Here is a 25,544-nt window from a genome sequence, read left to right on the forward strand (position 1 = left end):
GTCCGCTGAGCGAACAGTGTTCCGGCTTGAGGATTCTCAGAGGGTTTCGATCAAGGTTTCCTGGAGAGCGCCGAGCCAGAGGTAGGCCATCACCATCGGCTTGCGCGGATCCTCGTCCGGCAGCCGGAACAGCATCGCGCTCTCGTCGTCCTCGGTGATGTCGAGGCGGGCCGCGATGGTCAGGCGCAGGTCGTTGAGCGCGCCGAGCCAGCGCAGCGGCAGCTCGCCGGACAGCTCCAGCACCGCCGCACCGTCGCCGGACGGGGCGAGCCCGTCCAGGCTGCGTACGACCGCCAGCACGTCCTCGCGCTTGCGGGCGCGCAGGTCGTTCTCGGTGAAGCGGCGGAACTCCGCGGAGCGGGCCGCGAGCTCCTCGGGGGCCACGCCCTTGTCGCCGGCCCCGTCGGGGGCCCCGTACGCGTCGGGGAAGAGCCGGGCCAGCGCCGGGTCGGACGGGGGCTCGGAGGGGCCCTCGGCGAACAGCGCGGCGAGCGGGTCGGCGTCCTCGGCGGGCTCCGGCTCGCCGGGGCCGATCAGCTCCAGCAGCTGGACCGCCAGGGTGCGCAGGATCGAGATCTCGATCTCGTCGAGCGTGATGGCGGCGCCGCCGCCCTTCAGGGACTCGAAGGTGCCGCCCATCAGTTGCGGTCCTGCGAAAGGGTCGCCCACAGGCCGTAGCCGTGCATGGCCTGCACGTCGCGCTCCATTTCCTCGCGGGTGCCGCTCGAGACGACCGCCCGCCCCTTGTGATGGACATCGAGCATCAGCTTGTGCGCCACGTCCTTCGAGTAGCCGAAGTACGCCTGGAACACGTACGCCACGTAGCTCATGAGGTTGACCGGGTCGTTGTGCACCAGGGTCACCCAGGGGACGTCGGGTTCGGGGACCGCGAAGGTCTCTTCGGCGGATTTGGTGCGTTCGATCTCAACAGGAGCAACACTCACTCGTCCCATGCTGCCACCTCGACCGCACCAGCGCCCAAACAGGGGCCGCACAGCCCCGTCCGGCATTCTCCGCCTACATCTCGTCACTTTGACGAAATGTGCGCTAGCATCCCAGCCATGAACCCTGCGGACCTGGGCCTGCCGGTGGACGTGCCGTCGACAGCGCTCTTCACGGACCATTACGAGCTCACGATGCTGCAGGCCGCCCTGGCCAACGGCACCGCCGACCGACGCTCGGTCTTCGAGGTGTTCACCCGGCGGCTGCCCGAAGGGCGCCGCTACGGGGTGATCGCCGGAACCGGGCGGGTGCTGGACGCGGTGGAGAACTTCCGCTTCGACGGCGCGGTGCTGGAATTCCTGCGCGAGCGGGCCGTCGTCGACATGCGGACGCTGGACTGGCTGGCCTCGTACCGCTTCTCCGGCGACATCTGGGGCTACCAGGAGGGGGAGGTCTACTTCCCCGGCTCCCCCGTCCTGCGGGTGGAGGGCAGCTTCGCCGAGTGCGTGCTGCTGGAGACCGTGATCCTGTCGATCCTGAACCACGACTCGGCGATCGCCGCGGCCGCCTCCCGGATGTCCTCGGCGGCGGGCGGACGCCCGCTGATCGAGATGGGCGCCCGGCGCACGCACGAGCTGGCGGCCGTCGCCGCGTCGCGGGCCGCGTACGTGGGCGGCTTCACCTCGACCTCGGACCTGGCGGCCGGATTCCGGTACGGCATCCCGACGGTCGGCACGAGCGCGCACGCCTTCACCCTGGTCCACGACAGCGAGCGGGACGCCTTCACCGCGCAGGTGGACTCGCTGGGGCGGGGCACCACCCTGCTGGTGGACACGTACGACGTGGCCGAGGCCGTCCGTACCGCCGTCGAGGTGGCGGGGACCGACCTGGGCGCGGTCCGGATCGACTCCGGAGACCTGCTGCTGGTGGCGCACCGGGTGCGGCAGCAGCTCGACGAGCTGGGCGCGGCCTCGACGAAGATCGTGGTCACCTCGGACCTCGACGAGTACGCCATCGCCTCGCTGGCGGCGGCCCCGGTGGACGCGTACGGCGTGGGCACCCAGCTGGTGACCGGCAGCGGGCACCCGACGTGCTCGATGGTCTACAAGCTGGTGGCGCGGGCCACCTCGGCGGATCCGAAGGCGGCGCTGGTCCCGGTGGCCAAGAAGTCCTTGGGAGGCAAGACCTCCATCGGCGGCCGCAAGTGGGCGGCCCGCCGCCAGGACGCCGACGGCGTCGCGGAGGCGGAGGTGATCGGCGTGGGGCCCGTCCCCGCCGCCCTGGCCGACCACCAGCTCCTGACCCATCTGGTCAAGGCCGGCGAGGTGGTCGCCCGCGAGCCGCTGGAGGCCGCGCGGGACCGCCACCGCGCCGCGCGCGCGAGCCTGCCGCTGTCCGCGACGCAGTTGTCGCGGGGCGAGGCCGTGATCCCGACGGAGTACGTCTGACCCTGCGGGTCCGCTGCCGGGGCTCCGCCCCGGACTCTGCTCCTCAAACGCCGGAGGGGCTGGAAGACCGGGGCAGCGCCCCAGTTTCGGGAAGGGGCGGGGTGGGGGAAGAGCCCCCCGCAGGGCCCGCCGCAGCACACCATCAAGCCGAAGGGCACGCGAAATGCACCGCGCACTGATCGTCGTCGACGTACAGAACGACTTCTGCGAGGGCGGCAGCCTCGCGGTCACCGGCGGAGCCGATGTCGCCGCCGCCGTCACCGAGTACATCGGCCAGGCCACGCCCGCGTACCGGCACGTCGTCGCCACCCGCGACCACCACGTCGACCCCGGGTCGCACTTCGCACACCCGCCGGCCGAGCCGGACTACGAGACCTCCTGGCCGGTCCACTGCGTCGCCGGGACCGAGGGCGTGGGCTTCCACCCGAACTTCGCCCCCGCCGTGGCCTCGGGAGCCGTCTCCGCCGTCTTCGACAAGGGCGCGTACGAGGCCGCGTACAGCGGTTTCGAGGGCGCCGACGAGAACGGGACGACGCTCGGCCAGTGGCTGCGGGACCGGCACGTCACCGAGGTGGACGTGGTCGGGATCGCCACCGACCACTGCGTGAGGGCCACCGCCCTCGACGCCTCCCGCGCCGGCTTCGCCGCCCGCGTCCTGCTGGACCTGACCGCCGCCGTGGCCCCGCACACGACCGCACGGGCCCTGGACGAGCTCCGTTCGGCCGGTGTGACCCTGGTCGGCGGTCAGGCCGGCCAGGACGCGTCCTAGGGGGTGCCCAGCAGGGCCCGGATGGGGTGCCAGAGCTCCTGGGCCCGGTCCGGTGCGCCGCGCCACAGCAGGCCGTCCGGATGGTGCAGGACGGCCGTGACCTCGTCCGGGGTCGGCGGGTGCGCGTTGCCCCGCAGGTACACCGCCCGCATGCCGAGGTTCCGCAGCCTGGTCAGGGCGCGGGCCCGGTTCGCGGCGTGCACCAGCACGCGGACATTTCCACCTTCTCCGGTCGGCTTCGGCAGTGTGAGCGCAACCACCACACTGCCGCCCGGCAATCTCACGAAACCGCCGCCTGGCATCGCTGTCATCTCCCCCGTCAATAAGAAACTCGTACCGGGCATCTAAACGCGATCGGCCGCCGCCCGCTAGAGGGCGACGGCCGATCATGCTTTGACCTGCGGTTTTAACGAGTTACTTCGAGGAGGGGCCGACCTCGATGGTCATGACCTCACCGTCGTAGGTCTCCTTCAGGATCTTGATCTTGGTGTTGGTGTCAGTGACCTTCACCGATCCGGTCGGGTTCTCGTCGTAGTAGTACTTGCCCTTGTGGTCGTCGAAGACCAGGTTCGCGGGCTTCGGCTTCAGGAACAGCGACTCGCCGTTCTTGTGCAGCGTGAACGCATCCGTCGAGTACGCGCTGAAGGTGGCGTCGTACGGCTGGATCTTGTTGCGCAGCAGGGTGCCGTCCGCCCACTTCATGGGCTTGGCGTTGGCGTCGACCGGCAGGATCAGACCCTGGCCGGGGTGGACGCTGGTGTTGTTGTCCTTCTGGCTGGTGTCCCACTGCCAGATGAGCAGACCGTCCTGGTACGGGTAGTGCTCGACCCAGTCCGGCTTGGTGTTGCCGAAGCCGAAGTTGTACGGGCCCACCTTGAGGGTGGAGTCGTACGAGACGTAGCGGCGGTTCTCGGCGATGTAGCGCTGCGCGTACTCCTTGGAGAAGTCGGCGCCGATGCGCGAGAAGCCCTTGCCGGTCCAGCCGTTGTCGCCGTTCTCGGCGCCGTCGGTGAACAGCGCGGACCCGTCCGCGGTCAGGGAGACGGCATCGGCCGTGAAGCCCTTGCCGCCCGCGCCGCCGTCCGTCTGGTAGCGGAAGCGGAGGTCGACCTTCTTGCCCGCGTAGGCGTCGAGCGGGAAGTTCAGGTTCTTCCAGGCACCCGAGACACCGGTGAGCGACGGGCTGCCGGAGGCGTCGACCGGGAGGGCCGTGCCGTCGGCGGTGCCGGCGAGGGCGGTCCAGGTGGCGCCGCCGTCCGTGGACACCTCGGTGTAGAGGTAGTCGTAGTCGGCCTCGATGTCCCACCAGCCCTTGAGGGACAGGGCGGCGGACTTCTTGCCCGTCAGGTCGACCGAGCGGGTCAGGGTGTTCTTGAGGTCGTCACCCATGTTGCTCCACCACTGGGTGGAGCCCTCGGCCGGCTTGACGACCTCGGTCTTGACCTGCTTCTTCGGCAGCTCGACGACGAGCGCCTGCTTGTCCTTGGTGTTGAACTCCGCCACGCCCAGCTTGTGGGTGGACTTCGTCGCGGCCTTGGCCGTGTCGTAGTTCAGCCAGCCCAGCTGGAGCTTGTCCCAGGCGGTCATGTCGCCCGGGAGGTCGCCGATGGAGTCCTGGCCCTTGCCGAGCCAGGAACCGGCCGACATGAGGGACCAGAAGCCGACGCTGTTCTCGCCGCCACCGGTGGTGTCGTAGAGGTCGGGCAGGCCCAGGTCGTGGCCGTACTCGTGCGCGAAGACGCCGAGGCCGCCGTTCTCGGGCTGCATCGTGTAGTCGCCGACCCAGATGCCGGTGCTGCCGATCTGGGTGCCGCCGGCCTTGTTGTTGTCCGGGCCGGTCTTGCCCGCCGCGGTGCCGTAGGCGTACCAGCGGTGCGCCCACAGCGCGGTCGTGCCCTGCACGCCGCCACCGGCCGACTCGTCCTCGCCCGCGTGGACGATCTGGAAGTGGTCGATGTAGCCGTCGGGCTCGTTGAAGTTGCCGTCGTTGTCGAAGTCGTAGCGGTCCCACTGGTCGTACTGGGACAGCTGCGCCTTGATCTGCGCGTCGGTCTTGCCGGCCTTCTTCTGGGCCTCCGACCATGCGGTGACGCCGTCCTTGACGGTGTCCCACACGTTGGAGCAGTTGGTCTGGCCGCAGTAGTTGGAGCCGTAACGGCCCTCGTTGTACGGGACCTTGACCCAGTCGGCGACCTCGCCCTCGACCGAGTAACGGCCCGAGGAGGTCTTCTCGTAGTAGGTCTTCAGCGAGTCCTTGCCCTGACCCGTGGCGAAGTACAGGTCCTGGAAGTACTCACGGCTGAAGTCCTTGCGCCAGGCGGTGCTGTTGTCCTTGGCGCGGTCCGGCTGGGCGATCGTGTTGTGCAGCGGACCGGGGGTACCGCCGTACTTGGGGGCCTCGGGCTTGGGGCCCGGGCCGTCCGGGTCGAACATGGTCGTGCTGTCGACCTGGTCGCCGAACTCGACGAGGATCGTGAAGATCTTGTCGGTCTTCTCGCGGCCGAGCTCGACGTACTTCTTGTCGTCGAGCTTGACGACCTTGGAGGCGCCTCGCTGCTCGACGCCCTTCTTGCCGGTCAGGACCTGGTCCAGGGCGGCAGCGCGCTGCTTGGCCTGCTGGTCGCTGAACGGGCCCTTGAGGTCGTGCTCGACGACCTTGGCAGGCGCGGTCGGGTCCTGCCGGTCGGCCGCCGGGGCGGCCGGAGCCTTGCCCTCGGCCTGAGCCGCGGTGACGGTGAAGAAGGTGGCGCTTGTCGCACAAGCGGCCATGGTCACGGTGACGGCGGCAGCGCGTATCGCACGCCGTCTGGCGGAATTGCTGGTCACTTGATGTCGTTCCCCTCCCGCGGCCGCAACGTTGGTCGGAACTTCTCCATAGGAGCGGGGGGTTCCGCGCGGCGCGCGTCTCAAGTGACGACATTTGACCGGAGGGAAGCGAGAAAAGACAGACCTTGACTTGACCCTTACAACTGCACTATGCGGTCAGGGAGTTCCGCTATTCGGACGATCCCCTGCCATACGGGGCGAAGGACACTTCCCGACCCCGCCGGAGGTCCGTCCCGTCCCCCTTTCTCCCCCCTGCCGTCGCCCGGAAAATGATCCCGTGCGCCCCCTGTGCTCCAGCACCGTGTGTTAGGTCACGCTTACCGGCGGTCCGACTGGGCATCTCCCGTTGAGAGTCACTTGACGCGCGAACTGGTTGAGCCGACTCCCCCTCCCCTCACCGAGGACGGATATCGCCATGCCGCGTCCGACTGCCGCACAGCTCGCGTACGGGTCCGCCACGGTCGTCGTGTCGACGATCGCCATGCTGCTGCTCTCGCAGACGAGCACCGGGCTCGGCGTCGCGGTCATCTCCGCCGCCGCGCTCGCCCTGGGTCTGCTCGTCGCGCTCACCGTGCCCATCCCGCGGCGCCGTGGCCGCCATGCGGCGCGTTCGGGGTCCTCCGCGGCCGCCGGGGCCTCCGCGGTCCAGGAGGGCGCGACAGGGGCCGCCCGGGCGCCCGAGCCCCGGACGGCTCCGGCCGAACACCCGGTACATCACTGACAATTGACGCCCGACGCGGCGCGGGCGGCCTCCCCGAAGGGACGGCCGCCCGCGTTGCGATGCGTCATGTCCGGCGTCTAGCCGGTGGCCTGGACCACCACGGTCTTGGCGACCTTGTCGTGCAGGCCCTGCTTGTACGGCTTGTCGACCAGGATCGAGACGACCAGCGCGATCGGCCACAGGCAGGCGCAGCAGATCAGGGTCGGCAGCCAGAGCACGGCGGCGCGCGACAGGGAGGCGTTGGAGTTCGGCACGCTGCCGTCGTTGAGCATCGCGACCCGCAGGCGCATCGCCTTCTTGCCGACCGTCTGACCGTTCTTCTTGGTGAACCACCAGTCGTAGCCGACGTACGCGACGATCGAGATCAGGGTCATGATCAGGCCGCTGCCGGTGTAGGCGCTGCTGAAGACCTCGCTGATGTCCTCGCCCTGGTCGGTGTCGTACTGGTAGCGGTTCGTGCCGAAGGCCAGCTGGATGAGGGCCAGCGGGATGGCGATGATCACGACGTCGATGATGCGCGCGAGGAGCCGCTTGCCGAAGTCGGCGAGCGGGGGCATCCCGGCGAGCGGATCGGGCATGCCGTAGCCGCCGCTCCCGCCGTACGGGTCTCCGCCGCCTCCGTACGGGGGCGGCGGGGGCGGGTATCCCCCGCCGCCCGGGCCTCCGGGCGGGCCTCCGGGCGGGGGCGGCGGACCACCGCTGCCGGGGGGCGGCGAGCCGTACGGCGAACCGCCCGACGGAGGCGTCGGTTCCTGGGGCTTCTTGAGGAACGGGTCGTCCTCGGGCGGCTGGCCCGGCGGCTGGTCGGTACTCATGGCCCGAGTCGAACCCGGCTCCGACACCCTCGCAACGGGACCGCGTCCATTCGGGGGGAGGGGCGGGGCCGGACGCGGGCCCGGGCCGTCCGGGCACGCTCAGCGGGCCACGTACGTCCTGGCCGCCTTGTCGTGCCAGGCCTGGCGGCGCGGGCGGTCCACGAGGCACCAGAGGCTGCCCGGGAGACCGAGGAAGGCGTACACCAGCCAGCGGCGCAGGGCCGCGCCGAAGGCGGGCGGGCGCAGGGTGGCGGTGGCCAGGACCCGGACGCCCAGCAGCTTCTTGCCCGGGGTGCGGCCCCAACGGGCGGTGGGCAGCACCTCGTAGAGGATCCCGAAGAGGAGGACGGCGCCGAGGACCAGGCCCAGGAGGCCGGCGATGGTGCCGTCGAGGAGCCAGACGGTGGTGGTGCGGCCGCTCGCCCGGGCGGCGTCCACCTTGGCCTCGACGTGGGCGGTGGCCTCGGGGAGGAGGGGCCGGGCCACGGCCACCGCGACGGCGGCGTAAGCGAGGGAGTCCAGGGCGCGGGCCACGGCCCGGCGCGGCAGTCCGGCGGGGCGCACGGCCCGCTCGGCCATCCGCTCGAACACCTCCCGGTGCGTACGGGCCCCCGCGGGGCGGGAGCCGGAGCCGGAGCCGGAGCCGCCCGGTCGGGCCTCCTCGGGCCCGCGCGGTTCCCGTCTCTGGGGCTGCGGCTGCGGCGGGGCGGGCGACTGGGCCTGGGGCTGGGGCTGGGGCTCCGCCGGAGCGGGCGCCTCGGGCCGCGCCGCGATCCGCGGGCGGACTCCGGCGGGGCGCGGCGCCCACACCTCGGGCCGGTCGGCGGCCGGGGCGGCGGGCGCGGCGGGGCGCGGCCGGGCCGGTACGGGGGCCGGAGCCGGGGTGGGAGCGGGAGCGGGCGCGGCGGCGACCGCCTCGGGCCAGGAGGAGGTGAGCCCGGACCCACCGGACCCGCTGGCCCCGGGGGCGTCGGGCCACTCCGGGGCCGGAGTCGGGGTCTGGGCCTGGGCCGGGGTCTGGGCCGGGGCCGGGGCCGGGGCCGGGGCCGGGGTCTGGGCCGGGGTCTGGGCCGGAGCCGGGGCCGGGGCTGGGGTCTGGGTCTGGGCGGCCGGGGACCGCACCGACAGGATCCCGGCGGAAGCCTGCTCGGGGAGTCTCGCCGGGGCCGCCGCGGCGGCCGCCGTACGGGCCAGGGAGATGCCCGCCGACCGCGGGGACGGTTCCGGTTCTGGTTCCGGTTCGGGTTCCGGTTCGGGCTGCGGAGCAGACTGCGCGGCCGGTTCCGGATCCGGCGTGCTGCCCCACGACACCCGGTGGTCGCGGGGCCCGCCGAAACCGGCCTGGTGCACGGGATCGGCCTGCCACACCACGGGCTCGGCGAACGCCTCGGCGACAGGGGCGGGGGCGGGCTCCGGCAGCGCCTCGGTCACGGAGGTCTCGTCGAGGAACACCGGCCCCGTCTCGTCCGCGCGCAGGGCGTGCCCGCCGCGGACGGCGGGCGCGAGGGGTACGGCGACGGGGGCGGGCACGGCGACGGGCGCGGCCTGCGGGGCAGGTGCCGACTGCGGGGCAGGGCGGCTCGTACCCGGCACCCAGGCCGTTCCGTTCCAGTAGCGGATGTACCCCGGGATGGACGGATCCGGGTAGTAGCCCTCGCGGGCCGCGTGCTCGCCGTCACCAGGGGAGGCCGTCATGTCCCCAACTCCGATCGTGGCTTGAGGCTTGTGCAAGGGAGGACCATAGCCAAGAACCGCCCCCCGGCAGGTCCGGTAACGGGAGAATCCAAGCAAACGAGCGAACGTCACCCTGCACGACGGTTTTCGGTCAGCCGAAAGAATTCGGCCAATCTCCGGTTCGCTGCCCGAAGTCGCGTCATACCCGGGCACACTGCCGCTCTCTCCGGGTGTGGGGCCCCGTCCGGCCCCGCACACCGAACCGAAGCGAGGCCCGTCATGCACCACCCCGTCGTCGAGCGCGAGCTGGAACTGAAGCTGGTCCTGTCCCCCGAGCGCAGCGTCCCCGTCCCCGCCCGGCTCATCTACCTCACGCACGACCCGTACGCCGTCCACATCACCTTCCACACCGGCTCGAACACCCCCGTCAACTGGACGTTCGCCCGCGAGCTGCTCGTCGAGGGGGTGTTCCGCCCCTGCGGCCACGGCGACGTCCGGATCTGGCCCACGAAGGTCGACAACAAGGCCGTGCTCTGCATGGCGCTCACCTCCCCCGACGGCGACGCCCTCCTGGAGGCCCCGGCGGGCTCCGTGTCGGCCTGGCTGGAGCGCACGCTGCGCGTCGTTCCGCCCGGCACCGAGACCGAGCGCCTCGGACTGGACGACGCGCTGGCCGAGCTGCTCGCCCCGACCCCGGCCGACGACCTGTGGCTGCGCGACCCGTGGCCGTCGGACGAGTCGGCGGACGGGGACCTGTGATGCCGGGCGACCGCACGCCCGCCGGCCCCGGCAGGCCCGGCCACCCCGGCCGCACCCGGCGGGAGGTGTCAGAAGAGCTTGCCGGGATTGAGCAGCCCGAGCGGGTCGAAGGCCTGCTTGACGGCCCGCTGCATCTCCAGACCCACCGGGCCGAGTTCGCGGGCCAGCCACTCCTTCTTCAGCACACCGACCCCGTGCTCGCCGGTGATGGTCCCGCCCAGGGAGAGGCCGAGCGCCATGATCTCGCCGAAGGACTCGCGGGCCCGCCGCGTCTCGTCCTCGTCGGCGGGGTCGAAGCAGACGATCGGGTGGGTGTTGCCGTCCCCGGCGTGCGCGCAGACCCCGATGAGCAGGTCCTGGGCGCGGGCGATGGCGGCCGTCCCGTCCAGCATCTCGCCGAGCCGCGAGCGCGGTACGCACACGTCGTCGATCATCGTCGCCGGCCGCAGCGCCTCCAGCGCGGGGAAGGACATCCGGCGGGCCTGGAGCAGCAGTTCGGACTCCGCCTGGTCCTCGGCGGGGACGACGGCGGTGGCTCCGGCGGCCGTGCACAGCTCCCCCACGGCCGCGAGGTCCTCGGGAGCGTGGGGGGTGTCGAAGGCGGCCAGCAGCAGGGCCTCCGTGGCCTCGGGCAGGCCCATCTTCCCGAGGGCGTTGACGGCCCGGACGGTCGTCCGGTCCATCAGCTCCAGCAGCGAGGGGGTCAGGCCCGCCTCCATGACGGCGCAGACGGCCTCGCAGGCGGCCGCGACGGAGGGGAACTCGGCGGCCAGCGCCAGCTGCCGGGGCGGCGCCGGCCGCAGGGCGAGGACGGCCTGGACGACCACGCCCAGGCTGCCCTCGGAGCCCACGAAGAGCCGGGTGAGGTCGTAGCCCGCCACGCCCTTGGCGGTACGCCGGCCCGTGCGCAGCAGCCGCCCGTCGGCCAGGACCACGTCGAGGCCCAGCACGTACTCGGCGGTGACCCCGTACTTGACGCAGCACAGGCCGCCCGAGGCGGTGCCGATGTTGCCGCCGATGGTGCACTGCTCCCAGCTGGAGGGGTCGGGCGGGTAGTACAGGCCCTGTTCGGCGACGGCCCGTGAGAGCACGGCGTTGACCACGCCCGGCTCGACCACGGCGATCCGGTCGACGGCGCTGATCTCCAGGATCCGGTCCATCTTGACGAGCGAGAGCACGATGCAGCCGTCGGAGGCGTTGGCGCCGCCCGACAGGCCCGTCCGGGCGCCCTGCGGGACCACGGGGATCCGCAGGGCCGTGGCGGTGCGCAGGACGTGCTGGACCTGTTCCACGGTCCGGGGCAGGACGACGGCGGCCGGCGTGCCGGCGGCGCAGAAGCTGGCCATGTCGGTGGCGTAGGAGGTGGTCACCTGGGGATCGGTGAGCAGGGCCTCGGCGGGGAGCCCTTCGAGCAGGCCGGCCCGCAGACGTGCGAAGAGATCGTCATCCATGGGACCAGCGTGGCAGCCGGGGCCATCGGTGTGAACACGACCGCGCTCCCCTTCGGACACCTCGGCGAGCTCTTCATATTGACGCACAGTGACCCCATGGACCGTATCGACGAGGAATCGCAGACGCCGGCGCCGCCCGTGACCTTCACCGGCCGCAAGTCGCTCGTGGCGGCCGCGGTCGCCGTGGTCCTGATCGCCGGGGCCCTGCTGATCCGGCCTGCCAGGACCGGTGACGACGCCCGTCCGCCGGAGCCGGGCGAGCGTGCCGCGTCGGCGGTGGGCATGGGCGCGCCCGCCGCGGTGGTGGACCTGACGGCGCTGGTGGCGGACCGGGAGAAGTGGCTCGCGGCGCATCCGGACGACGACGCCTCGTGGGCCGTGCTCGGTTCCGCGTACCTCGAACAGGCGCGGCGGACGGCCGATTCCGGCTGGTTCCCGAAGGCGGAGAAGGCCCTGAAACGCTCGCTGGAGGTGCGCCCGGCCGAGAAGGGCAACTTCGACGCGATGACGGGCATGGGCGCGCTGGCCAATGCCCGGCGGGACTTCGGGACGGCCCGCAAGTGGGGCGAGCTCGTACGGGCGCAGGCGCCCAAGCGGTGGACGGCGTACCCGGTGCTGGTGGACGCGTACACCGGGCTCGGCGACTACAAGGGCGCGCAGAAGGCGATGGAGCTGCTGCTGGACATCCGGCCGGGCCTGGCCGCGTATGTCAGGGCCTCGCAGGTCTACCGGGACCGCGGCTGGCGCGAGGACGCGGTGGTGGCGATGGAGCACGCGGCGGGCGCGGCGAAGGCCCCGGCGGAGAAGGCGTACGCGCTGTTCCGTCTCGGGGAGCTGTCCTGGGAGCGGGGCGACGCGTCCGAGGCGCTGCGGCAGTACGAGGGCGCGCTGCGGACGGATCCGGCGCAGGCGGAGGCTCTCGGTGGCCGGGCCCGCGCGCTGGCCGCTCTGGGGCGCGGCGGGGAGGCGGTACGGGACTACCGGCTGGCGCTGGGCCGGTCGGCGGTGCCGCAGCTGGCGCGGGAGCTCGGTGAACTGCTGGACTCGCTGGGGCGGGGGCCGGAGGCGCGCACCCAGTACGAGGCGCTGACGACGATGGTGGCCCGGGACAGCAGGAACGGGGTCGACGACGCGGTGCTCCTCGGCCTGTACGAGGCGGACCACGGCGATGCGCAGGCGGCCGTACGGCGCCTGTCGGAGGAGTGGTCGCGGCACAAGAGCGTGCAGGTCGCGGACGCGCTGGGGTGGGCGATGCACCAGACCGGCGAGGACGCGACGGCGCTGGAGTACGCGAAGAAGGCCACGGAACCGGGGCTGCGCAGTGCCGACTTCGCCTTCCACCGGGCGATGATCGAACGCGGCCTCGGTGACGAGGAGGCGGCCCGCCGCCACTTCCAGGAGGCGATGCGGACGAACCCGCACTTCTCGCCGCTGCGCGGGCCGGTGGCGAGGGAGGCCCTGGCGTCGATCGCGCAGTCGCCGCCGGGGGGTCCGGAGAACATCCGGCCGACCGCTCCGTGGGTGGAGCCGGAACTCCCGAAGGCGGCGAAGCCGAAGCCGACGCCGTCGGCGAAGCCGGAACCGTCCCCGTCGGGGCGCTGAATCCGCTGCGCGGGCTCCCCGGGAGCTGCCCGCAGCGGAGCCTGCGGAAAACACGGCGGCGCCGCACCCGGGAACGGGTGCGGCGCCGAGGCCCCCCTCGGGCCGGGCCGGGGGCGGCTAGAGGTTGCCGCGCTTGTCCTGCTCGCGCTCGATCGCCTCGAACAGGGCCTTGAAGTTGCCCTTGCCGAAGCCCATCGAGCCGTGGCGCTCGATGATCTCGAAGAAGACCGTCGGGCGGTCCTGCACCGGCTTGGTGAAGATCTGCAGCAGGTAGCCGTCCTCGTCGCGGTCGGCCAGGATCTTCAGCTCGCGCAGCTCGTCGATCGGCACGCGGGTGTCGCCGACCCACTCGCCGAGGGTGTCGTAGTACGTGTCCGGGACGGACAGGAACTGCACGCCCGCGGCACGCATCGTGCGGACCGTCGAGACGATGTCGTTGGAGGCCAGTGCGATGTGCTGGACACCGGGGCCGTTGTAGAACTCCAGGTACTCGTCGATCTGCGACTTCTTCTTCGCGATCGCCGGCTCGTTGATCGGGAACTTGACCTTCTTGGTGCCGTCCGCGACCACCTTGGACATCAGCGCCGAGTACTCGGTCGCGATGTCGTCGCCCACGAACTCCTTCATGTTCGTGAAGCCCATGACCTTGTTGTAGAACGCGACCCACTCGTTCATCCGGCCGAGCTCGACGTTGCCGACGCAGTGGTCGATGGCCTGGAAGGTGCGCTTGGCCGGGGGCTCGACCATCGGGCCGACGGCCTCGTAGCCCGGCAGGTACGGGCCGGTGTAGTCGCCGCGCTCGACCAGCGTGTGGCGGGTCTGGCCGTAGGTCGCGATCGCGGCCAGCACGACCGTGCCGTTCTCGTCCTTGACCTCGTACGGCTCGTCCAGCCCGCGGGCGCCCTGCTCGACGGCGTACGCGTACGCCGCACGGACGTCGGGGACCTCGATGGCGAGGTCGATCACGCCGTCGCCGTGCTCGGTGACGTGCTCGGCGAGGAAGCGGCCGTGGTCGGTCGTCGCCTTGATGACCGAGGTCAGCACGAAGCGTGCGGAGCCGTTGGTCAGGACGTAGCTGGCCGTCTCGCGGGAGCCGGTCTCCGGTCCGGAGTAGGCCACGAGCTTCATGCCGAAGGCGGTCGAGTAGTAGTGCGCGGCCTGCTTGGCGTTGCCGACGGCGAAGACGACCGCGTCCATGCCCTTCACCGGGAAGGGGTCGGCCTCACGCGCGGTGTGCGGGGTGGTGTCGAGGGTCTCAGTCATGAGCCGAGAGTCCCGCCGATCCACAAGCTGCGCAATAGTTTCCTGTTTGGCTATACAAACTGCCCAGGATGACCGCAGGCTGTGTGAAACATCTGTGCACTATGACCACCCGCGAGCACGCGTGGGCATCCGGAGGCATCCATGGGCATCGACGAACTCGACGGCCGGCTCATCGTCCTGCTCGCCCGCGAGCCGCGGATCGGGGTCCTGGAGGCCTCGCGGCGGCTCGGCGTGGCCCGCGGGACCGTGCAGGCACGCCTGGACCGGCTCCAGTCGAACGGGGTCATCCGCGGGTTCGGCCCGCAGGTCGACCCGACGGCTCTGGGATATCCGGTGACCGCGTTCGCGACGCTGGAGATCAAGCAGGGGCAGGGGGCCGACGTACGGGCGCACCTGAACGGGGTGCCGGAGGTGCTGGAGCTGCACACCACCACCGGGCACGGGGACATGCTGTGCCGGCTGGTGGCCCGGTCCAATGCCGACCTCCAGCGGGTGATCGACCGCGTCGTCGGCTTCGAGGGGATCGTGCGGGCCTCGACGGCGATCGTGATGGAGAACCCCGTACCGCTGCGGATCATCCCGCTGGTGGAGCAGGCTGCGGAGGACGACACCCGGACCTGACATCCAAAGGAGACGTTGCAAAGAAACCCTTGCAGAGAACCCTTTGCAACTCTATCGTCGAGTCATGCCCGAAAAGCCGGTAGAACCCGCAGGGCCCGCAGAGCCCAACGTCCGTACGCTCGACGCCCGTTCGCTGCGCGGCCTCGCCCACCCGCTGCGCATCCGCCTGCTGGGCGCGCTGCGCCACGACGGCCCCGCGACCGCCTCCCAACTGGCCGACCGGCTGGGGGAGTCGAGCGGCGCCACCAGCTACCACCTGCGCCAGCTCGCGGCGCACGGGTTCGTCGAGGACGCGCCCGAGTACGGCAAGGGCCGCGAACGCTGGTGGCGGGCCGTGTACGACGGCACGGCGTTCGACGAGACGCTGACGCTCGACGAGGACCCGGCCGTGCGCGGTGCGGCGGACCTCTTCCTGCACGAGATCGCGACGATCCACACGCAGGAGCTGAGCACCTGGCTCGGCAACGCCCACAACTGGCCCACGGAGTGGCGGCGCGGCGCGGACATGAGCGACTTCACCCTGCACCTGACCCCCGCGCAGAGCCACGAACTGATCCACAAGATGCACGACCTGATCAACAGCTATCGCGACCTGCCGGCCTCGCAGGACACGAAGGCGGTCCGCTTCCACACGCACGCCTTCCCGCGCGAAGCGCTCAGCTAGCGGTGCCCCTGCGGGTTGCCCTGCGGGCTGCCCTGCGGGCGGCTCGGCGGTGTACGGCGGGTCCGGATCCACGCCGGGCGCTGCCCGGACCCGCGCCTCAATCGCCGGCGGGGCTTGGTGGTGTGGGTCGGTGCCCCGCACGAGGGTCTCCTCGGCTCGGCGCGCGCGGGCTTGTCACGGCCAGACGGCCGCGGTCGCGCCTCGTCCTGCGGGGACCCTCCTGCGTGTCCCCGCCCCACGGTTGGGCTCCGACAGCGACGGCCCGAGGGGCGGGGGGACGGGGCGGGGTGTCCCCGCAGGACGAGCGCGCAACCACCGCGCACAGCCGAGACAAGCCCGCACGCGCCGAGCCGAGGAGACACCCCGCCACGGCACCCCGCCCCGACACCTTGCCGACAAACCCGCCACCCACCGAGGCACGGACCCGCATCTTCAGCCCCGCCGGCGCTTGAGGCGCGGGTCCGGGCAGAGCCCGAACACCCCATCCGAGGAGTCCACCGTGCACGCCTTACTGAACGACGAGCCGACCCGCGCGGAGCGCCGTACGGACAAGCGCCCCCTAGTCGGCGTACTGGCCGCCAACACCATCTCCATATCCGGGAGTTCACTCACCCTCATCGGTGTCCCGTTCTTCGTGCTGCACACCACGGGCAGCGCCAGCCGGGCCGGGGTCGTCGCCTTCTGCGCCACCCTGCCCGTCATCGTGGCCGCCCTCGTCGGCGGACCGGTCATCGACCGGATCGGCCGACGCCGGGTCTCCGTCGCCTCCGACCTGATCAGCGGTCTGTCGGTCGGCGCGATCCCGCTGCTGCACCACACGGGCGTGCTGGAGTTCTGGATGCTGTGCGCACTGATGGCCGTCGGCGGCCTGGTGCACACCCCGGGCCTGACCGCCCGCGCCGTGCTCCTGCCGAATCTCGCCGAGCACGCCGGCACCACCATCACCCGCGCCGCCGGCCTCTACGACGCGGTCTCGCGCGGCGCCCGGATGATCGGGGCCGCGGTGGCCGGCCTGCTCATCGCGGTGTTCGGCGCCGAGACCGTACTGCTGCTGGACGCGGCGACCTTCGGGGCGTCGGCGCTGCTGGTCGCCGTCTTCCTGCGCGGGGTGCCGGCCGCCGAGCCGCAGCGCACCGCCGGGAAGGTGTCCCTCAAGGCGTACCGTGCCGAACTCGCCGAGGGCTGGGCCTTCATGACCCGTACCCGGCTGCTGCTGGGCGTCACGGTGATGGTCATGATGACCAACGGGCTGGACCAGGGCTGGTCCTCGGTCCTGCTGCCGGTGCACGGCCGGGAGGCCCTCGGCGGCGCCACCGCGATCGGCCTGATGATCTCCCTCTTCGGCGGCTTCGCCCTGCTGGGCGCCCTGCTCTACGGGATGTGGGGCGAGCGCTTCCCGCGCCGCGCGGTGTTCACGGCGGCCTTCCTGCTCTCCGGGGCGACCCGGTACGTGGTGGCCGCCCTCACCGACACGACCCTGCCGCTCGCGGTGACGATGGCCCTGGCCGGCCTGGGCGCGGGCATGCTCAACCCGATCCTGACCACGGTCATGTACGAGCAGGTGCCGGAGGCGCTGCGCAGCCGCGTCTCGGGCGTGGCCACGGCGGGCTGCGAGCTGACCATGCCGATGGGCGGACTCGCCGCGGGCCTGCTGGTCGACGGGTTCGGGGTCACCACCGCGCTGCTGCTGTTCGGCGGCACGTACCTGCTGACGACGCTCGCCCCGATGGTCTTCCCGGCCTGGCGCGGACTGGACCTGGCACCTGCCGTCAGCAGGACGGAGCCGGCTCTCCCCGGTTCAGCGCGCGAAGAGAGTTCACCGCATCCGTCAGCGAGGTGACGGGGACCAGCCGCAGCCCCTCGGGGAGTTCCGACAGGGCGTCCGCGCACTCGGCCTTCGGTACGAGGAACACGCTCGCTCCGTCGCGCCGCGCGGCCTGGGTCTTCAGGGCCACCCCGCCGACCGCGCCGACCGCGCCCTCGGCGGTGATGGTGCCCGTACCCGCGATGCTGCGACCGCCGGTGAGATCGCCGCCGCTGCCGTCGCCGTCGAGCTTGTCGACGATGCCGAGGGAGAAGAGGAGCCCGGCGCTCGGGCCGCCGACATCGGCGAGGTTGAGCTCGACCTTCACGTCCTTGGGGTCCTTGTGGAGGAAGCCGAGGGCCGCGTCGGTGGCGGCCGACTGCGACTTGGACATCTCCTCCAGGTTGTGCTTCTCGATCTCCTCGTCGCTTCCGCCGGTGGAGTAGACGGCCTCCCTGGGCATGACCGCCTGATCGGTCTTGAACCAGTGGCCGATGAGCTCGTGCAGTTTCATCGTCGAGGACGGGCCGGTGGCCCGGATGGTGGTCATCCGCAGCTCGCCCTTGGTGTCCCGGACCGGGGCACCGGTCACGGTGATGACCGGCTTGCCCTGGTCGGAGCCCAGAACGTCGGCCGTGAGCCCGGGAATGGCGACCACGAAGGGCAGCGGCGCGAAGGCCGCGGCGGCGAAGAGCCCGAGCACGGGCACGGCGCAGACGGCCAGGGCGGCGGGACGCGGCAGACGTGTGAGGCGTGAGAGCACCCGCCCAATCTATCCGCCCCCTCCCACCCCACCGGGCCACCCCCGCCCCAGCCCCGCCGGGCAACCCCAGCCCCGCCGGGCACATCCAGCCCCGCCGGCGTTTGAGGCGCGGGGGTCCGGGGGCAGTGCCCCCGCAACGGCGCCGCACCCGGCAAAGCGGCGGGCACCGACGGGCACCCGCCGAGCCCGCGGCCTAGCGAAGGGCGTCGGCCACCTCGCGCGCCGCGTCGACCACCCGCGGCCCGACCCGCTCCGGCACCGCGTCCGCCAGCATGACGACGCCGACGCTGCCTTCCAGCCCGGTGATGCCCACAAGCGGCGCGGCGGCGCCACTGGCGCCCGCTTCCAGCTCCCCGTGGGTCAGCGTGTACCCCGGCTCGATCAGGGAGCCCTGACGGGCCGCCAGGATGGCCCGCCCGGCGGCCCCGCGGTCCAGCGGGTGGCGGAAGCCGGCCCGGTAGGCCACGTGGTAGTCCGTCCAGGTCGGCTCCACGACGGCGACGGCGAGCGCTTCGGTGCCGTCGACGAGGGTCAGGTGCGCGGTGGCACCTATGTCCTCGGCGAGGGACCGCAGCGCGGGCAGGGCGGCCTCGCGTACGAGCGGGTGGACCTGCCGGCCCAGCCGCAGCACTCCGAGGCCGACCCGGGCCCGGCCGCCGAGGTCACGGCGGACCAGGGCGTGCTGTTCGAGGGTGGCGAGGAGCCGGTAGACCACGGTGCGGTTCACACCGAGGCGGTTGGAGAGCTCGGTGACGGTCAGACCGTGGTCGGTGTCGGCGAGCAGTTTGAGGACTCTGAGCCCTCTGTCGAGAGTCTGGGAGGTTTCCGCGGTCACGACGCCTCTCCCTCTTTCGGTGAGCGGCGGTGACTCTCGGGGTGGCACGTCGCCGGTCCCGCGGCGACGCACGGAGAGGCCGCCGGTAGCGGCCATAGCACCGGCTGCGCTCCCGCGGCGGCGCTGCCACGGTGCGTTTGATGCGGGGACAGTAGCGAGCAGGTCCGCTCAGCGGAAGGGCTCGTCCAGAATCCGGGCGCGTGCTACCTGTTTATGCCGTTTCCTGATCGAGCTCGGTGTCAATTCGTGACCTCGATTGCCACAGGGCGCCTTTACCACCCCATTACTCTGAGCATGTTCAAAACGACTGTGATCGCCTCCAGGGGGGATGCGCCCACGCGCACCTGGAGTCCACGAGGGGGAAGCACCACATATGAAGCTCAAGCGCATTGCCATGGTGGCCGCCGCCGCGGTGGTGGGCCCGACGGTCCTGATGGCCACCCCCGCGATGGCCGACGAGGTCAGCAGCCCGGCGGTCACGACCCCGGACGCGGCCCCGAAGGACGACGCGGCACCGGCGACCGGGGAGACCGCGGAGACCTCGGCGCCCGAGGCGCAGAAGCCCGGGTCCGTCCAGCAGCCGCAGGCTCCGGAGACCCGGCAGCAGCCGAAGCAGCAGCAGCCGGCCGAGGCCGCCAAGGGGGAGAAGAAGGCCGAGGAGCAGGCCGCCGCCGCGGGTCCGAAGCTGACCCTGGACGGGCTCCCCACCAGCTTCGCGGCGGGCGCCGGCTGGAGCGAGTTCTCCCTGCACGTGGACAACTCGGGCCGCCCGGCGGTCGACGACCACTCGCTCGAACTGGTCCTCTGGACGCTCGACACCTTCGGCTGGGAGGCGGGCGACATCCGGACGGAGATCTACGCGCCCGACTCCAAGGGCACCTGGGGCTGGCACGCGGTCGAGGCGGACGGATCCGAGGAGGTGTACTCCTTCAGCCTGGCCGACGTCGATGTCGAGAAGAACGAGGTCTTCGACCTCAGGCTTCGGATGAAGTTCGGCAAGGACACCCCGCCCTCCCGCTTCTCCCTGTCCACGACCGCCGAGGGCGGCACCGGGGACCGCGTCCGGTACGAGTCCAAGGTCACCGGTCACGGGCAGGAGGAGAACAACGGCCCGAAGGTCTCGGTGCAGGGCCTGCCCAAGGGCGGCTTCACGGCCGGCGGCGCTTGGCAGCCGTTCTCCCTGAGCGTCGACAACTCCGGCAAGAAGAAGATCGACGAGTACGGCTTCACGCTCATCTTCGACAACGCCGTCAACAGCATCCAGGCGAAGCACCTCGACCTGGAGATCTTTGACGGCGAGCGCTGGGTCCCCGCCGAGAAGGATCCGTCCGGTCAGCTCGCCGGCACGGTCATCGACCGCGCCGTCGGCAAGGACGCGAAGTTCGACATCCAGCTGCGGGCCAAGTTCAGCAAGGACGCCCCGGTCGGCAAGATCTTCGCCGTCGTGCTCGCTGACGACCACGGCGTGGACCACATCACCTCCGACGTGGCCTTCGCCTACACCTCGATCAACCCGGCGACGAGCACCGGCAACCAGCCCACGCCGGACGGCGGCGCCAAGCCGATCGTCGACGGAAACGGAAACGGAAACGGGACCGGGACCGGGACCGGCACGGGGACGGGCACCGGAAACGGCACCGGCACGGCGCCCACCACCGGTGGGCAGCTGGCCGAGACCGGCTCCGACGCGGCCACCAGCTGGGCCCTCGGCGGCGCCGGCGTGGCGCTCGCCATGGGCGCGGCCCTGGTCGCCGGCACCGGCCGCCGGCGCCGCCCGACCGCGTAACGGCGGACGGGGTCCGTGCGAACCTCCGCACGGACCCCGTCCCCCACTTCGTGGGAACTCACCGCATACGGGTGGCCCACTCCTGCACCTTCTTGATCCGCTCGCGCAGCTGCCCCGCGGTCGCCTCCGCGCTCGGCGGCCCGCCGCACACCCGGCGCAGCTCCGTGTGGATCACCCCGTGCGGCTTCCCGCTCTGGTGGACGTAGGCGCCCACCATCGTGTTCAGCGACTTGCGCAGCTCCAGCAGCTCCTTGTGCGAGACCACGGGCCGCCGGTCCGCCGGCAGCTCCAGCAGGTCCGCCTCCGCGTCCGGCTTGCGCCGGCTGTGCGCGATCTGCCGCGACTGCCGCTTCTGCAGCAGCATCTGCACCTGGTCCGGCTCCAGCAGCCCGGGGATGCCGAGGTAGTCCTGCTCCTCCTCGCTGCCCGGGTGCGCCTGCATACCGAATTCGGCGCCGTCGTAGAGGACCCGGTCGAAGACCGCGTCGGACTCCAGCGCCTCGAAGGACATCTGCTCGTCCTCGCCGGTGTCCTCGTCCTCCTGCTTGTTCGCCTCGTCCATCTCCTTCTCGGACTCGGCGTACGGATCCTCCTCGCCCTGCTTCTTCGGCTTGTCGAGGACGTGGTCGCGCTCGACCTCCATCTCGTTGGCGAAGCCGAGGAGATAGGGAATGGTCGGCAGGAACACGGAAGCCGTCTCGCCGCGCCTGCGCGAACGCACGAACCGGCCGACGGCCTGCGCGAAGAACAGCGGCGTCGAAATGGTGGTGGCGTAGACGCCCACCGCGAGGCGCGGTACGTCGACGCCTTCGGACACCATCCGGACCGCCACCATCCAGCGGCTGCCGTCCTCACTGAACTCGTCGATCCGCTTCGACGCGCCGGTGTCGTCGGAGAGCACCACGGTCGCCTTGCTGCCGGTGATCTCCCGCAGCAGCTTGGCGTAGGCGCGCGCCGAGTCCTGGTCGGAGGCGATGACGAGGCCGCCGGCGTCCGGGATGCCCTTCCTGACCTCCGTCAGCCGCTGGTCGGCGGCCCGCAGCACGTTCGGCATCCAGTCGCCGCGCGGGTCCAGCGCCGTGCGCCAGGCCTGGGAGATGGCGTCCTTGGTCATCGGCTCGCCGAGCCGGGCGGCGATCTCGTCGCCGGCCTTGGTCCGCCAGCGCATGTTGCCGCTGTAGGAGAGGAAGATGACCGGCCGGACGACGCCGTCGCCGAGCGCGTTGCCGTAGCCGTAGGTGTAGTCGGCGGAGGACCGGCGGATCCCGTCGTTGCCCTCCTCGTACGTGACGAAGGGGATCGGGTTCGTGTCGGACCGGAAGGGCGTTCCGGTCAGGGCCAGGCGCCGGGTCGCCGGGTCGAAGGCCTCCAGGCAGGCCTCACCCCAGGACTTCGAGTCACCGGCGTGGTGGATCTCGTCGAGGATGACGAGGGTCTTGCGCTGCTCGCAGCGGTTGCGGTGCAGCATCGGCCGCACGCCGACACCGGCGTAGGTGACCGCGACCCCGTGGTAGTCCTTGCTGAGCGGTCCGGCGGAGTACTCGGGGTCGAGCCGGATGCCTATCCGGGCCGCCGCCTCCGCCCACTGCTTCTTCAGGTGCTCGGTCGGCGCGACGACGGTCACCTGCTGCACGACGTGGTGGTGCAGCAGCCAGGAGGCGAGGGTGAGCGCGAAGGTGGTCTTGCCGGCGCCGGGCGTGGCGACCGCGAGGAAGTCCCGCGGCTGGTTCTGGATGTAGCGGTCGAGCGCCCCCTGCTGCCAGGCACGCAGCTTGTTGGCGGTACCCCAGGGGGCACGGCCGGGGAAGGCGGGTGAGAGATGGTGGGAGGCGGTAGTAGTCACGGTCTCCGGTTCGTGCTCTCGGCGTATCTGGTACGGGTGGCAGGCAGTCGTACGTAGGACAACCGGGCCACCCTACCGGCCCGGGCCCGCCCCTCGCGGAGGGACAGGCCCGTGACCTCGGCGGGTGCGGCGAGCGTCACATCGGCGGGGCGAGCAGCGTCCGCAGCCGCGCGGCGATCCGCGCGACGTCGCTCTCGTGCCCGGCGGCCACATCGATGACCAGCGCGTACGCGGCCTCCTGGTCCACGTCGCCCGGGTCGGCCCCGTTCACGGCGAGGAAGGTCGCCGCGGCGAGCCAGGCGGTGCGCTTGTTCCCGTCGACCAGGGGGTGGTTGGCCGCGATGCCGTGGAGCAGCGCGGCGGCCTGCTCGTACGGGTCCTCGTGCGCGGGGGTCCCGAACATGCGGGCGCGGGGCCGGTGCACGGCCGACTCCAGCAGCCCGGGGGCGCGCAGTTCGACGGGCTGGTCCTGGGCCAGGCAGGCGTGCCGGGCCAGGTCGAGGACCTCGGCGAGCGTGAGGTGGCGCACCGGGGCCGTGGGGGCGCTCATTCGCCGAGCCGCTTCAGCAGGGGCGCGTGCCGCAGCGCGAGCCGCAGCGCCTCGGCCCCGACCCGGCCGCGCTCGGCCCGCAGCAGCGCCCGTACGGCGTCCAGCGCGAGCTCCTCGGGCGACCGGCCCGTCGCGTCGGCGAGGTCGGCGCACTCCGCGCGCTCGGCGTCGGAGAGTCTGATGATCAGCTCGTTCATGGGCGGAACGGTAGTGCGGCAGCCGGTCGTGGCGCAGCCGGATTCTCCGGCGCCTGGCAGGCCCGGGCGGTCACTCCTTGGCTGGATCTTTGGCGGGATCTTTGGCGGGGACCTTGGCGGGGACCTTGGCGGGATCCAGCCGGGTCGCCACCCAGGCCCCCACCAGCGCCACGCAGGCCATCGGCAGGAACACCACGGCGAAGGCAGCCGGGTGCGAGGCCGACGTCCCGGCGGTCACGGTGTGCGCGGCCCCCACCGCGCCACCGCCCAGCGCGGCGAACGCGGCGCCCCCGCCGGCCAGCAGCACCACGTTCGCCAGCGCGTCCGAGATCTGCAGCGAGGCGGAGTTGGTTCCCGCCTCCTCCGGCGCCGACAGCTGGAGCAGCAGCACGCTCGTGGAGCCGATCACCAGGCCCATGCCCAGGCAGCCGACCGCCCAGGCCAGCGCCAGCGTCCACACCGGCACGGACTCGATCAGCACGGCGGGCGCCGCGGCGATGGCCAGCGCCACCAGCACCATCCCGCCCACCATCAGCCGTTCCCGGTACGGCGCCACCCGGCCCCGGGACTGCACCCATGAGCCCGCCGCCCAGGTCACCCCGCCCAGCGCGAGCGAGAACCCGGCCATCGTCGGGCTCAGCCCCCGCTGGGTGACCAGCATCAGCGGTACGAAGCTCTCCGCCGCGATGAACGACCCGGCGGCGACCCCGCGCAGCAGCACCACGGACGGCAGCCCGCGCCGCGCCAGGTAGGTCCCGCGCGGCAGCAGCCCCAGCACGGCGGGCACGAGCAGGGCGGCGCCGGCGATGCCCGGCGCCAGCGACAGCCACCGCAGGTCCTGGGCGGCGTACTGGAGCAGCCCCGCCCCCACCGAGATGCCGAAGGCCAGCCGGATCCGCCGCCGGTCGAAGGCCACGGGCGGGGCGTCGGGGTCGACGGGCCCGGACGCCGTCCGCCGTATCGCCGGCAGGGCCACCACCAGCGGCACGACGACGAGGGCCGGTATCCCGAGGAACACCCACCGCCATCCGAGGTGCTCGGTGACCGTCCCGGAGGCCAGCGGCCCGACGATCGAAGGGACCACCCAGCTCGCGGCGAACGCCGCCATGATCGCGGGCCGCAGCCGCTCCTCGTAGGCCCGGCTGACGACGACGTACAGGGCGACGATGACCAGCCCGCCACCGAAGCCCTGCACGGCCCGGCCGAGGACGAACACCCACATGACCCCGGCGGTCCCGGAGATCACGAGCCCGGAGGCGAAGGCGGCGATCCCGACGGTCAGCGGCCGCAGCGGCCCCTGCCGGTCGGCCCACTGGCCGGCCAGGACCATGCCGAAGAGGCTGGTGGTGAAGTAGGCGGAGAAGGCGAAGGCGTAGAGCCCGATCCCCTCCAGCTCACGGGCGGCGACGGGCATGGCCGTGCCGACGGCGGTGGCCTCGAAGGCGATGAGGAAGACGACGGAGATGATCCCGATGCTGAGCGTCCGGTACGCGGACCCGAGAATCCCGCCCCGGGGCGGGGGCGGGATCGGTGCGATTCTCTGGGGCACGCGGGGTTCAAGGGCGCTCATCGCCCCAGAGTAAGGTGCGTAGCCCCGGAGTGACCCTGTCAATTCGACGGATCCCGCTCTCGTCCCGGAGACCTAGGTCCGCCGGACTGTGAACGCGGCATGGCAGTCGCATTGCACGGGCCGCGCACCCCTTCCCCGGCCCCGCGGACCCCCGTAGCGTCATGCACGTCACCACCACACAGCCGTGTGCCCGAGTGGTTGAGGGACTCGCCTGCAAAGCGGGTTACGCCGGTTCGAATCCGGTCACGGCTTCTAGCGCCTTGAGCGGGCAAAACAGAAGGGCGGCACCCCTGAGGGGTGCTGCCCTTCTGCTCGTCCGTCTCAGTGCCCGTCTCAGTTGCCACGCAGGCGCCGACCGCACATGCGACGGCATCCTGCCGGCGGGGCGGCTCCGGGGGCACGGACTCCCTCCGGCGCCCCACGGTCATCGACGGTAATGGAGGTACGGAGTGGACGTTCAGGTGACGGATACGACGATCGCCCAGCCAGGGTCGAGTGTTCCTTCGTCCAGGCCGCCGAAGTGTCCGTTGGTGTCGAGCCGACCGGTTGCGATGATGCCGTTGTCGGAGTTGTAGAACAGCAGCTCTCGCCCCACTGCGGTGACGGCGGTCCAGCCCGAGTTGAGCTTTCCTTCGTCCAAG

Annotated in this window: 24 protein-coding genes and 1 tRNA gene; 10 read left to right on the plus strand and 15 right to left on the minus strand. The window is 72.0% G+C overall.

All coding sequences use genetic code 11. The features are described 5' to 3' along the window. Positions 1 to 36: 36 nt before the first annotated feature. Together ACFY04_RS04815 and clpS are read right to left on the minus strand one after the other, a co-directional pair. On the minus strand, positions 37 to 639 hold the full coding sequence (locus ACFY04_RS04815) for a DUF2017 domain-containing protein (RefSeq protein WP_389114207.1): 603 nt from the start codon (positions 637 to 639) through the stop codon (positions 37 to 39). Continuing rightward, a complete protein-coding gene (gene clpS / locus ACFY04_RS04820; protein ID WP_389114208.1) occupies positions 639 to 953 on the minus strand; it encodes an ATP-dependent Clp protease adapter ClpS in 315 nt (104 codons plus the stop codon). Before clpS ends, ACFY04_RS04815 begins: the two co-directional genes overlap by 1 nt. Positions 954 to 1,061: 108 nt before the next feature. Between clpS and ACFY04_RS04825 the strand changes: the two genes are divergently transcribed. Next, complete coding sequence (locus ACFY04_RS04825) at positions 1,062 to 2,390, plus strand: nicotinate phosphoribosyltransferase (protein ID WP_389114209.1); 1,329 nt, start codon at positions 1,062 to 1,064, stop codon at positions 2,388 to 2,390. Between the two features lie 163 nt (positions 2,391 to 2,553). Next, positions 2,554 to 3,159 carry an isochorismatase family protein gene (locus ACFY04_RS04830; protein WP_389114210.1) on the plus strand — a complete coding sequence of 202 codons (606 nt, stop codon included), beginning with the start codon at positions 2,554 to 2,556 and terminating at the stop codon, positions 3,157 to 3,159. Here the strand turns inward: ACFY04_RS04830 and ACFY04_RS04835 are convergent. After that, the gene (locus tag ACFY04_RS04835) at positions 3,156 to 3,461 is read right to left on the minus strand and encodes a hypothetical protein (protein WP_389114287.1); all 306 of its coding nucleotides are present in this window, start codon (positions 3,459 to 3,461) and stop codon (positions 3,156 to 3,158) included. The genes ACFY04_RS04830 and ACFY04_RS04835 overlap by 4 nt on opposite strands. 112 nt (positions 3,462 to 3,573) lie before the next feature. Further along, the gene (locus tag ACFY04_RS04840; protein ID WP_389114288.1) at positions 3,574 to 5,928 is read right to left on the minus strand and encodes an immune inhibitor A domain-containing protein; all 2,355 of its coding nucleotides are present in this window, start codon (positions 5,926 to 5,928) and stop codon (positions 3,574 to 3,576) included. 472 nt (positions 5,929 to 6,400) lie between these two features. On the opposite strand from ACFY04_RS04840, the gene ACFY04_RS04845 reads away from it, so the two are divergent. Then, complete coding sequence (locus ACFY04_RS04845; RefSeq protein ID WP_389114211.1) at positions 6,401 to 6,706, plus strand: hypothetical protein; 306 nt, start codon at positions 6,401 to 6,403, stop codon at positions 6,704 to 6,706. Positions 6,707 to 6,783: 77 nt separating this feature from the next. Here ACFY04_RS04845 and ACFY04_RS04850 read toward each other — a convergent pair whose 3' ends face one another. Beyond that, positions 6,784 to 7,521 carry an RDD family protein gene (locus tag ACFY04_RS04850; protein WP_389114212.1) on the minus strand — a complete coding sequence of 246 codons (738 nt, stop codon included), beginning with the start codon at positions 7,519 to 7,521 and terminating at the stop codon, positions 6,784 to 6,786. 99 nt (positions 7,522 to 7,620) lie between these two features. Beyond that, positions 7,621 to 9,216 carry an RDD family protein gene (locus ACFY04_RS04855; RefSeq protein WP_389114213.1) on the minus strand — a complete coding sequence of 532 codons (1,596 nt, stop codon included), beginning with the start codon at positions 9,214 to 9,216 and terminating at the stop codon, positions 7,621 to 7,623. A 258-nt stretch (positions 9,217 to 9,474) separates the two neighbouring features. Between ACFY04_RS04855 and ACFY04_RS04860 the strand changes: the two genes are divergently transcribed. Next, entirely contained in the window at positions 9,475 to 9,954 is a 480-nt protein-coding gene (locus ACFY04_RS04860) for an SsgA family sporulation/cell division regulator (RefSeq protein ID WP_389114214.1), read from the plus strand. Between the two features lie 68 nt (positions 9,955 to 10,022). On the opposite strand, the gene ACFY04_RS04865 is transcribed toward ACFY04_RS04860, so the two are convergent. Then, positions 10,023 to 11,405, minus strand: coding sequence for an FAD-binding oxidoreductase (locus ACFY04_RS04865; RefSeq protein WP_109782458.1), 1,383 nt, complete (start codon positions 11,403 to 11,405; stop codon positions 10,023 to 10,025). Between the two features lie 96 nt (positions 11,406 to 11,501). On the opposite strand from ACFY04_RS04865, the gene ACFY04_RS04870 reads away from it, so the two are divergent. Next, the gene (locus ACFY04_RS04870) at positions 11,502 to 13,007 is read left to right on the plus strand and encodes a tetratricopeptide repeat protein (RefSeq protein ID WP_389114215.1); all 1,506 of its coding nucleotides are present in this window, start codon (positions 11,502 to 11,504) and stop codon (positions 13,005 to 13,007) included. A gap of 117 nt (positions 13,008 to 13,124) precedes the next feature. Here ACFY04_RS04870 and hppD read toward each other — a convergent pair whose 3' ends face one another. Further along, positions 13,125 to 14,270 carry a 4-hydroxyphenylpyruvate dioxygenase gene (gene hppD, locus ACFY04_RS04875; RefSeq protein ID WP_389114216.1) on the minus strand — a complete coding sequence of 382 codons (1,146 nt, stop codon included), beginning with the start codon at positions 14,268 to 14,270 and terminating at the stop codon, positions 13,125 to 13,127. A gap of 141 nt (positions 14,271 to 14,411) precedes the next feature. On the opposite strand from hppD, the gene ACFY04_RS04880 reads away from it, so the two are divergent. The 3 genes from ACFY04_RS04880 (at position 14,412) to ACFY04_RS04890 (ending at position 17,395) form a co-directional block, all read left to right on the plus strand. Beyond that, positions 14,412 to 14,891 carry an Lrp/AsnC family transcriptional regulator gene (locus ACFY04_RS04880; RefSeq protein WP_301370775.1) on the plus strand — a complete coding sequence of 160 codons (480 nt, stop codon included), beginning with the start codon at positions 14,412 to 14,414 and terminating at the stop codon, positions 14,889 to 14,891. A gap of 64 nt (positions 14,892 to 14,955) precedes the next feature. Beyond that, on the plus strand, positions 14,956 to 15,555 hold the full coding sequence (locus ACFY04_RS04885) for an ArsR/SmtB family transcription factor (RefSeq protein ID WP_389114217.1): 600 nt from the start codon (positions 14,956 to 14,958) through the stop codon (positions 15,553 to 15,555). Between the two features lie 499 nt (positions 15,556 to 16,054). After that, entirely contained in the window at positions 16,055 to 17,395 is a 1,341-nt protein-coding gene (locus tag ACFY04_RS04890; RefSeq protein ID WP_389114218.1) for an MFS transporter, read from the plus strand. On the opposite strand, the gene ACFY04_RS04895 is transcribed toward ACFY04_RS04890, so the two are convergent. Both ACFY04_RS04895 and ACFY04_RS04900 read right to left on the minus strand, forming a co-directional pair. Further along, a complete protein-coding gene (locus ACFY04_RS04895) occupies positions 17,325 to 18,122 on the minus strand; it encodes a S16 family serine protease (protein ID WP_389114219.1) in 798 nt (265 codons plus the stop codon). The genes ACFY04_RS04890 and ACFY04_RS04895 overlap by 71 nt on opposite strands. A 193-nt stretch (positions 18,123 to 18,315) precedes the next feature. Further along, positions 18,316 to 18,957 (minus strand): IclR family transcriptional regulator, encoded by a 642-nt coding sequence (locus ACFY04_RS04900; RefSeq protein WP_007264382.1) that lies wholly within the window; start codon positions 18,955 to 18,957, stop codon positions 18,316 to 18,318. Between the two features lie 373 nt (positions 18,958 to 19,330). Between ACFY04_RS04900 and ACFY04_RS04905 the strand changes: the two genes are divergently transcribed. Next, positions 19,331 to 20,743, plus strand: a complete 1,413-nt coding sequence (locus ACFY04_RS04905; protein WP_389114220.1) for a hypothetical protein — start codon at positions 19,331 to 19,333, stop codon at positions 20,741 to 20,743. Positions 20,744 to 20,801: 58 nt separating this feature from the next. On the opposite strand, the gene ACFY04_RS04910 is transcribed toward ACFY04_RS04905, so the two are convergent. From ACFY04_RS04910 to ACFY04_RS04925, 4 genes are all read right to left on the minus strand, one after another. After that, complete coding sequence (locus ACFY04_RS04910; protein ID WP_052874215.1) at positions 20,802 to 22,586, minus strand: DEAD/DEAH box helicase; 1,785 nt, start codon at positions 22,584 to 22,586, stop codon at positions 20,802 to 20,804. 136 nt (positions 22,587 to 22,722) lie between these two features. Further along, positions 22,723 to 23,136 carry a type II toxin-antitoxin system death-on-curing family toxin gene (locus ACFY04_RS04915; RefSeq protein WP_389114221.1) on the minus strand — a complete coding sequence of 138 codons (414 nt, stop codon included), beginning with the start codon at positions 23,134 to 23,136 and terminating at the stop codon, positions 22,723 to 22,725. Continuing rightward, positions 23,133 to 23,333 (minus strand): hypothetical protein, encoded by a 201-nt coding sequence (locus ACFY04_RS04920; RefSeq protein WP_389114222.1) that lies wholly within the window; start codon positions 23,331 to 23,333, stop codon positions 23,133 to 23,135. The genes ACFY04_RS04915 and ACFY04_RS04920 overlap by 4 nt, the downstream gene beginning before the upstream one ends. Before the next feature lie 70 nt (positions 23,334 to 23,403). After that, a complete protein-coding gene (locus ACFY04_RS04925; RefSeq protein WP_389114223.1) occupies positions 23,404 to 24,903 on the minus strand; it encodes an MFS transporter in 1,500 nt (499 codons plus the stop codon). A gap of 180 nt (positions 24,904 to 25,083) precedes the next feature. Here ACFY04_RS04925 and ACFY04_RS04930 point away from each other — a divergent pair. Continuing rightward, positions 25,084 to 25,155, plus strand: a tRNA-Cys gene (locus ACFY04_RS04930). Positions 25,156 to 25,360: 205 nt separating this feature from the next. Here the strand turns inward: ACFY04_RS04930 and ACFY04_RS04935 are convergent. Beyond that, positions 25,361 to 25,544, minus strand: a 184-nt coding sequence (locus ACFY04_RS04935; RefSeq protein ID WP_389114224.1) for a hypothetical protein, incomplete at its 5' end; no start/stop codon positions are given.

Source organism: Streptomyces sp. NPDC001549, assembly GCF_042894025.1.
GTDB classification, from domain to species: Bacteria; Actinomycetota; Actinomycetes; order Streptomycetales; family Streptomycetaceae; genus Streptomyces; species Streptomyces kutzneri.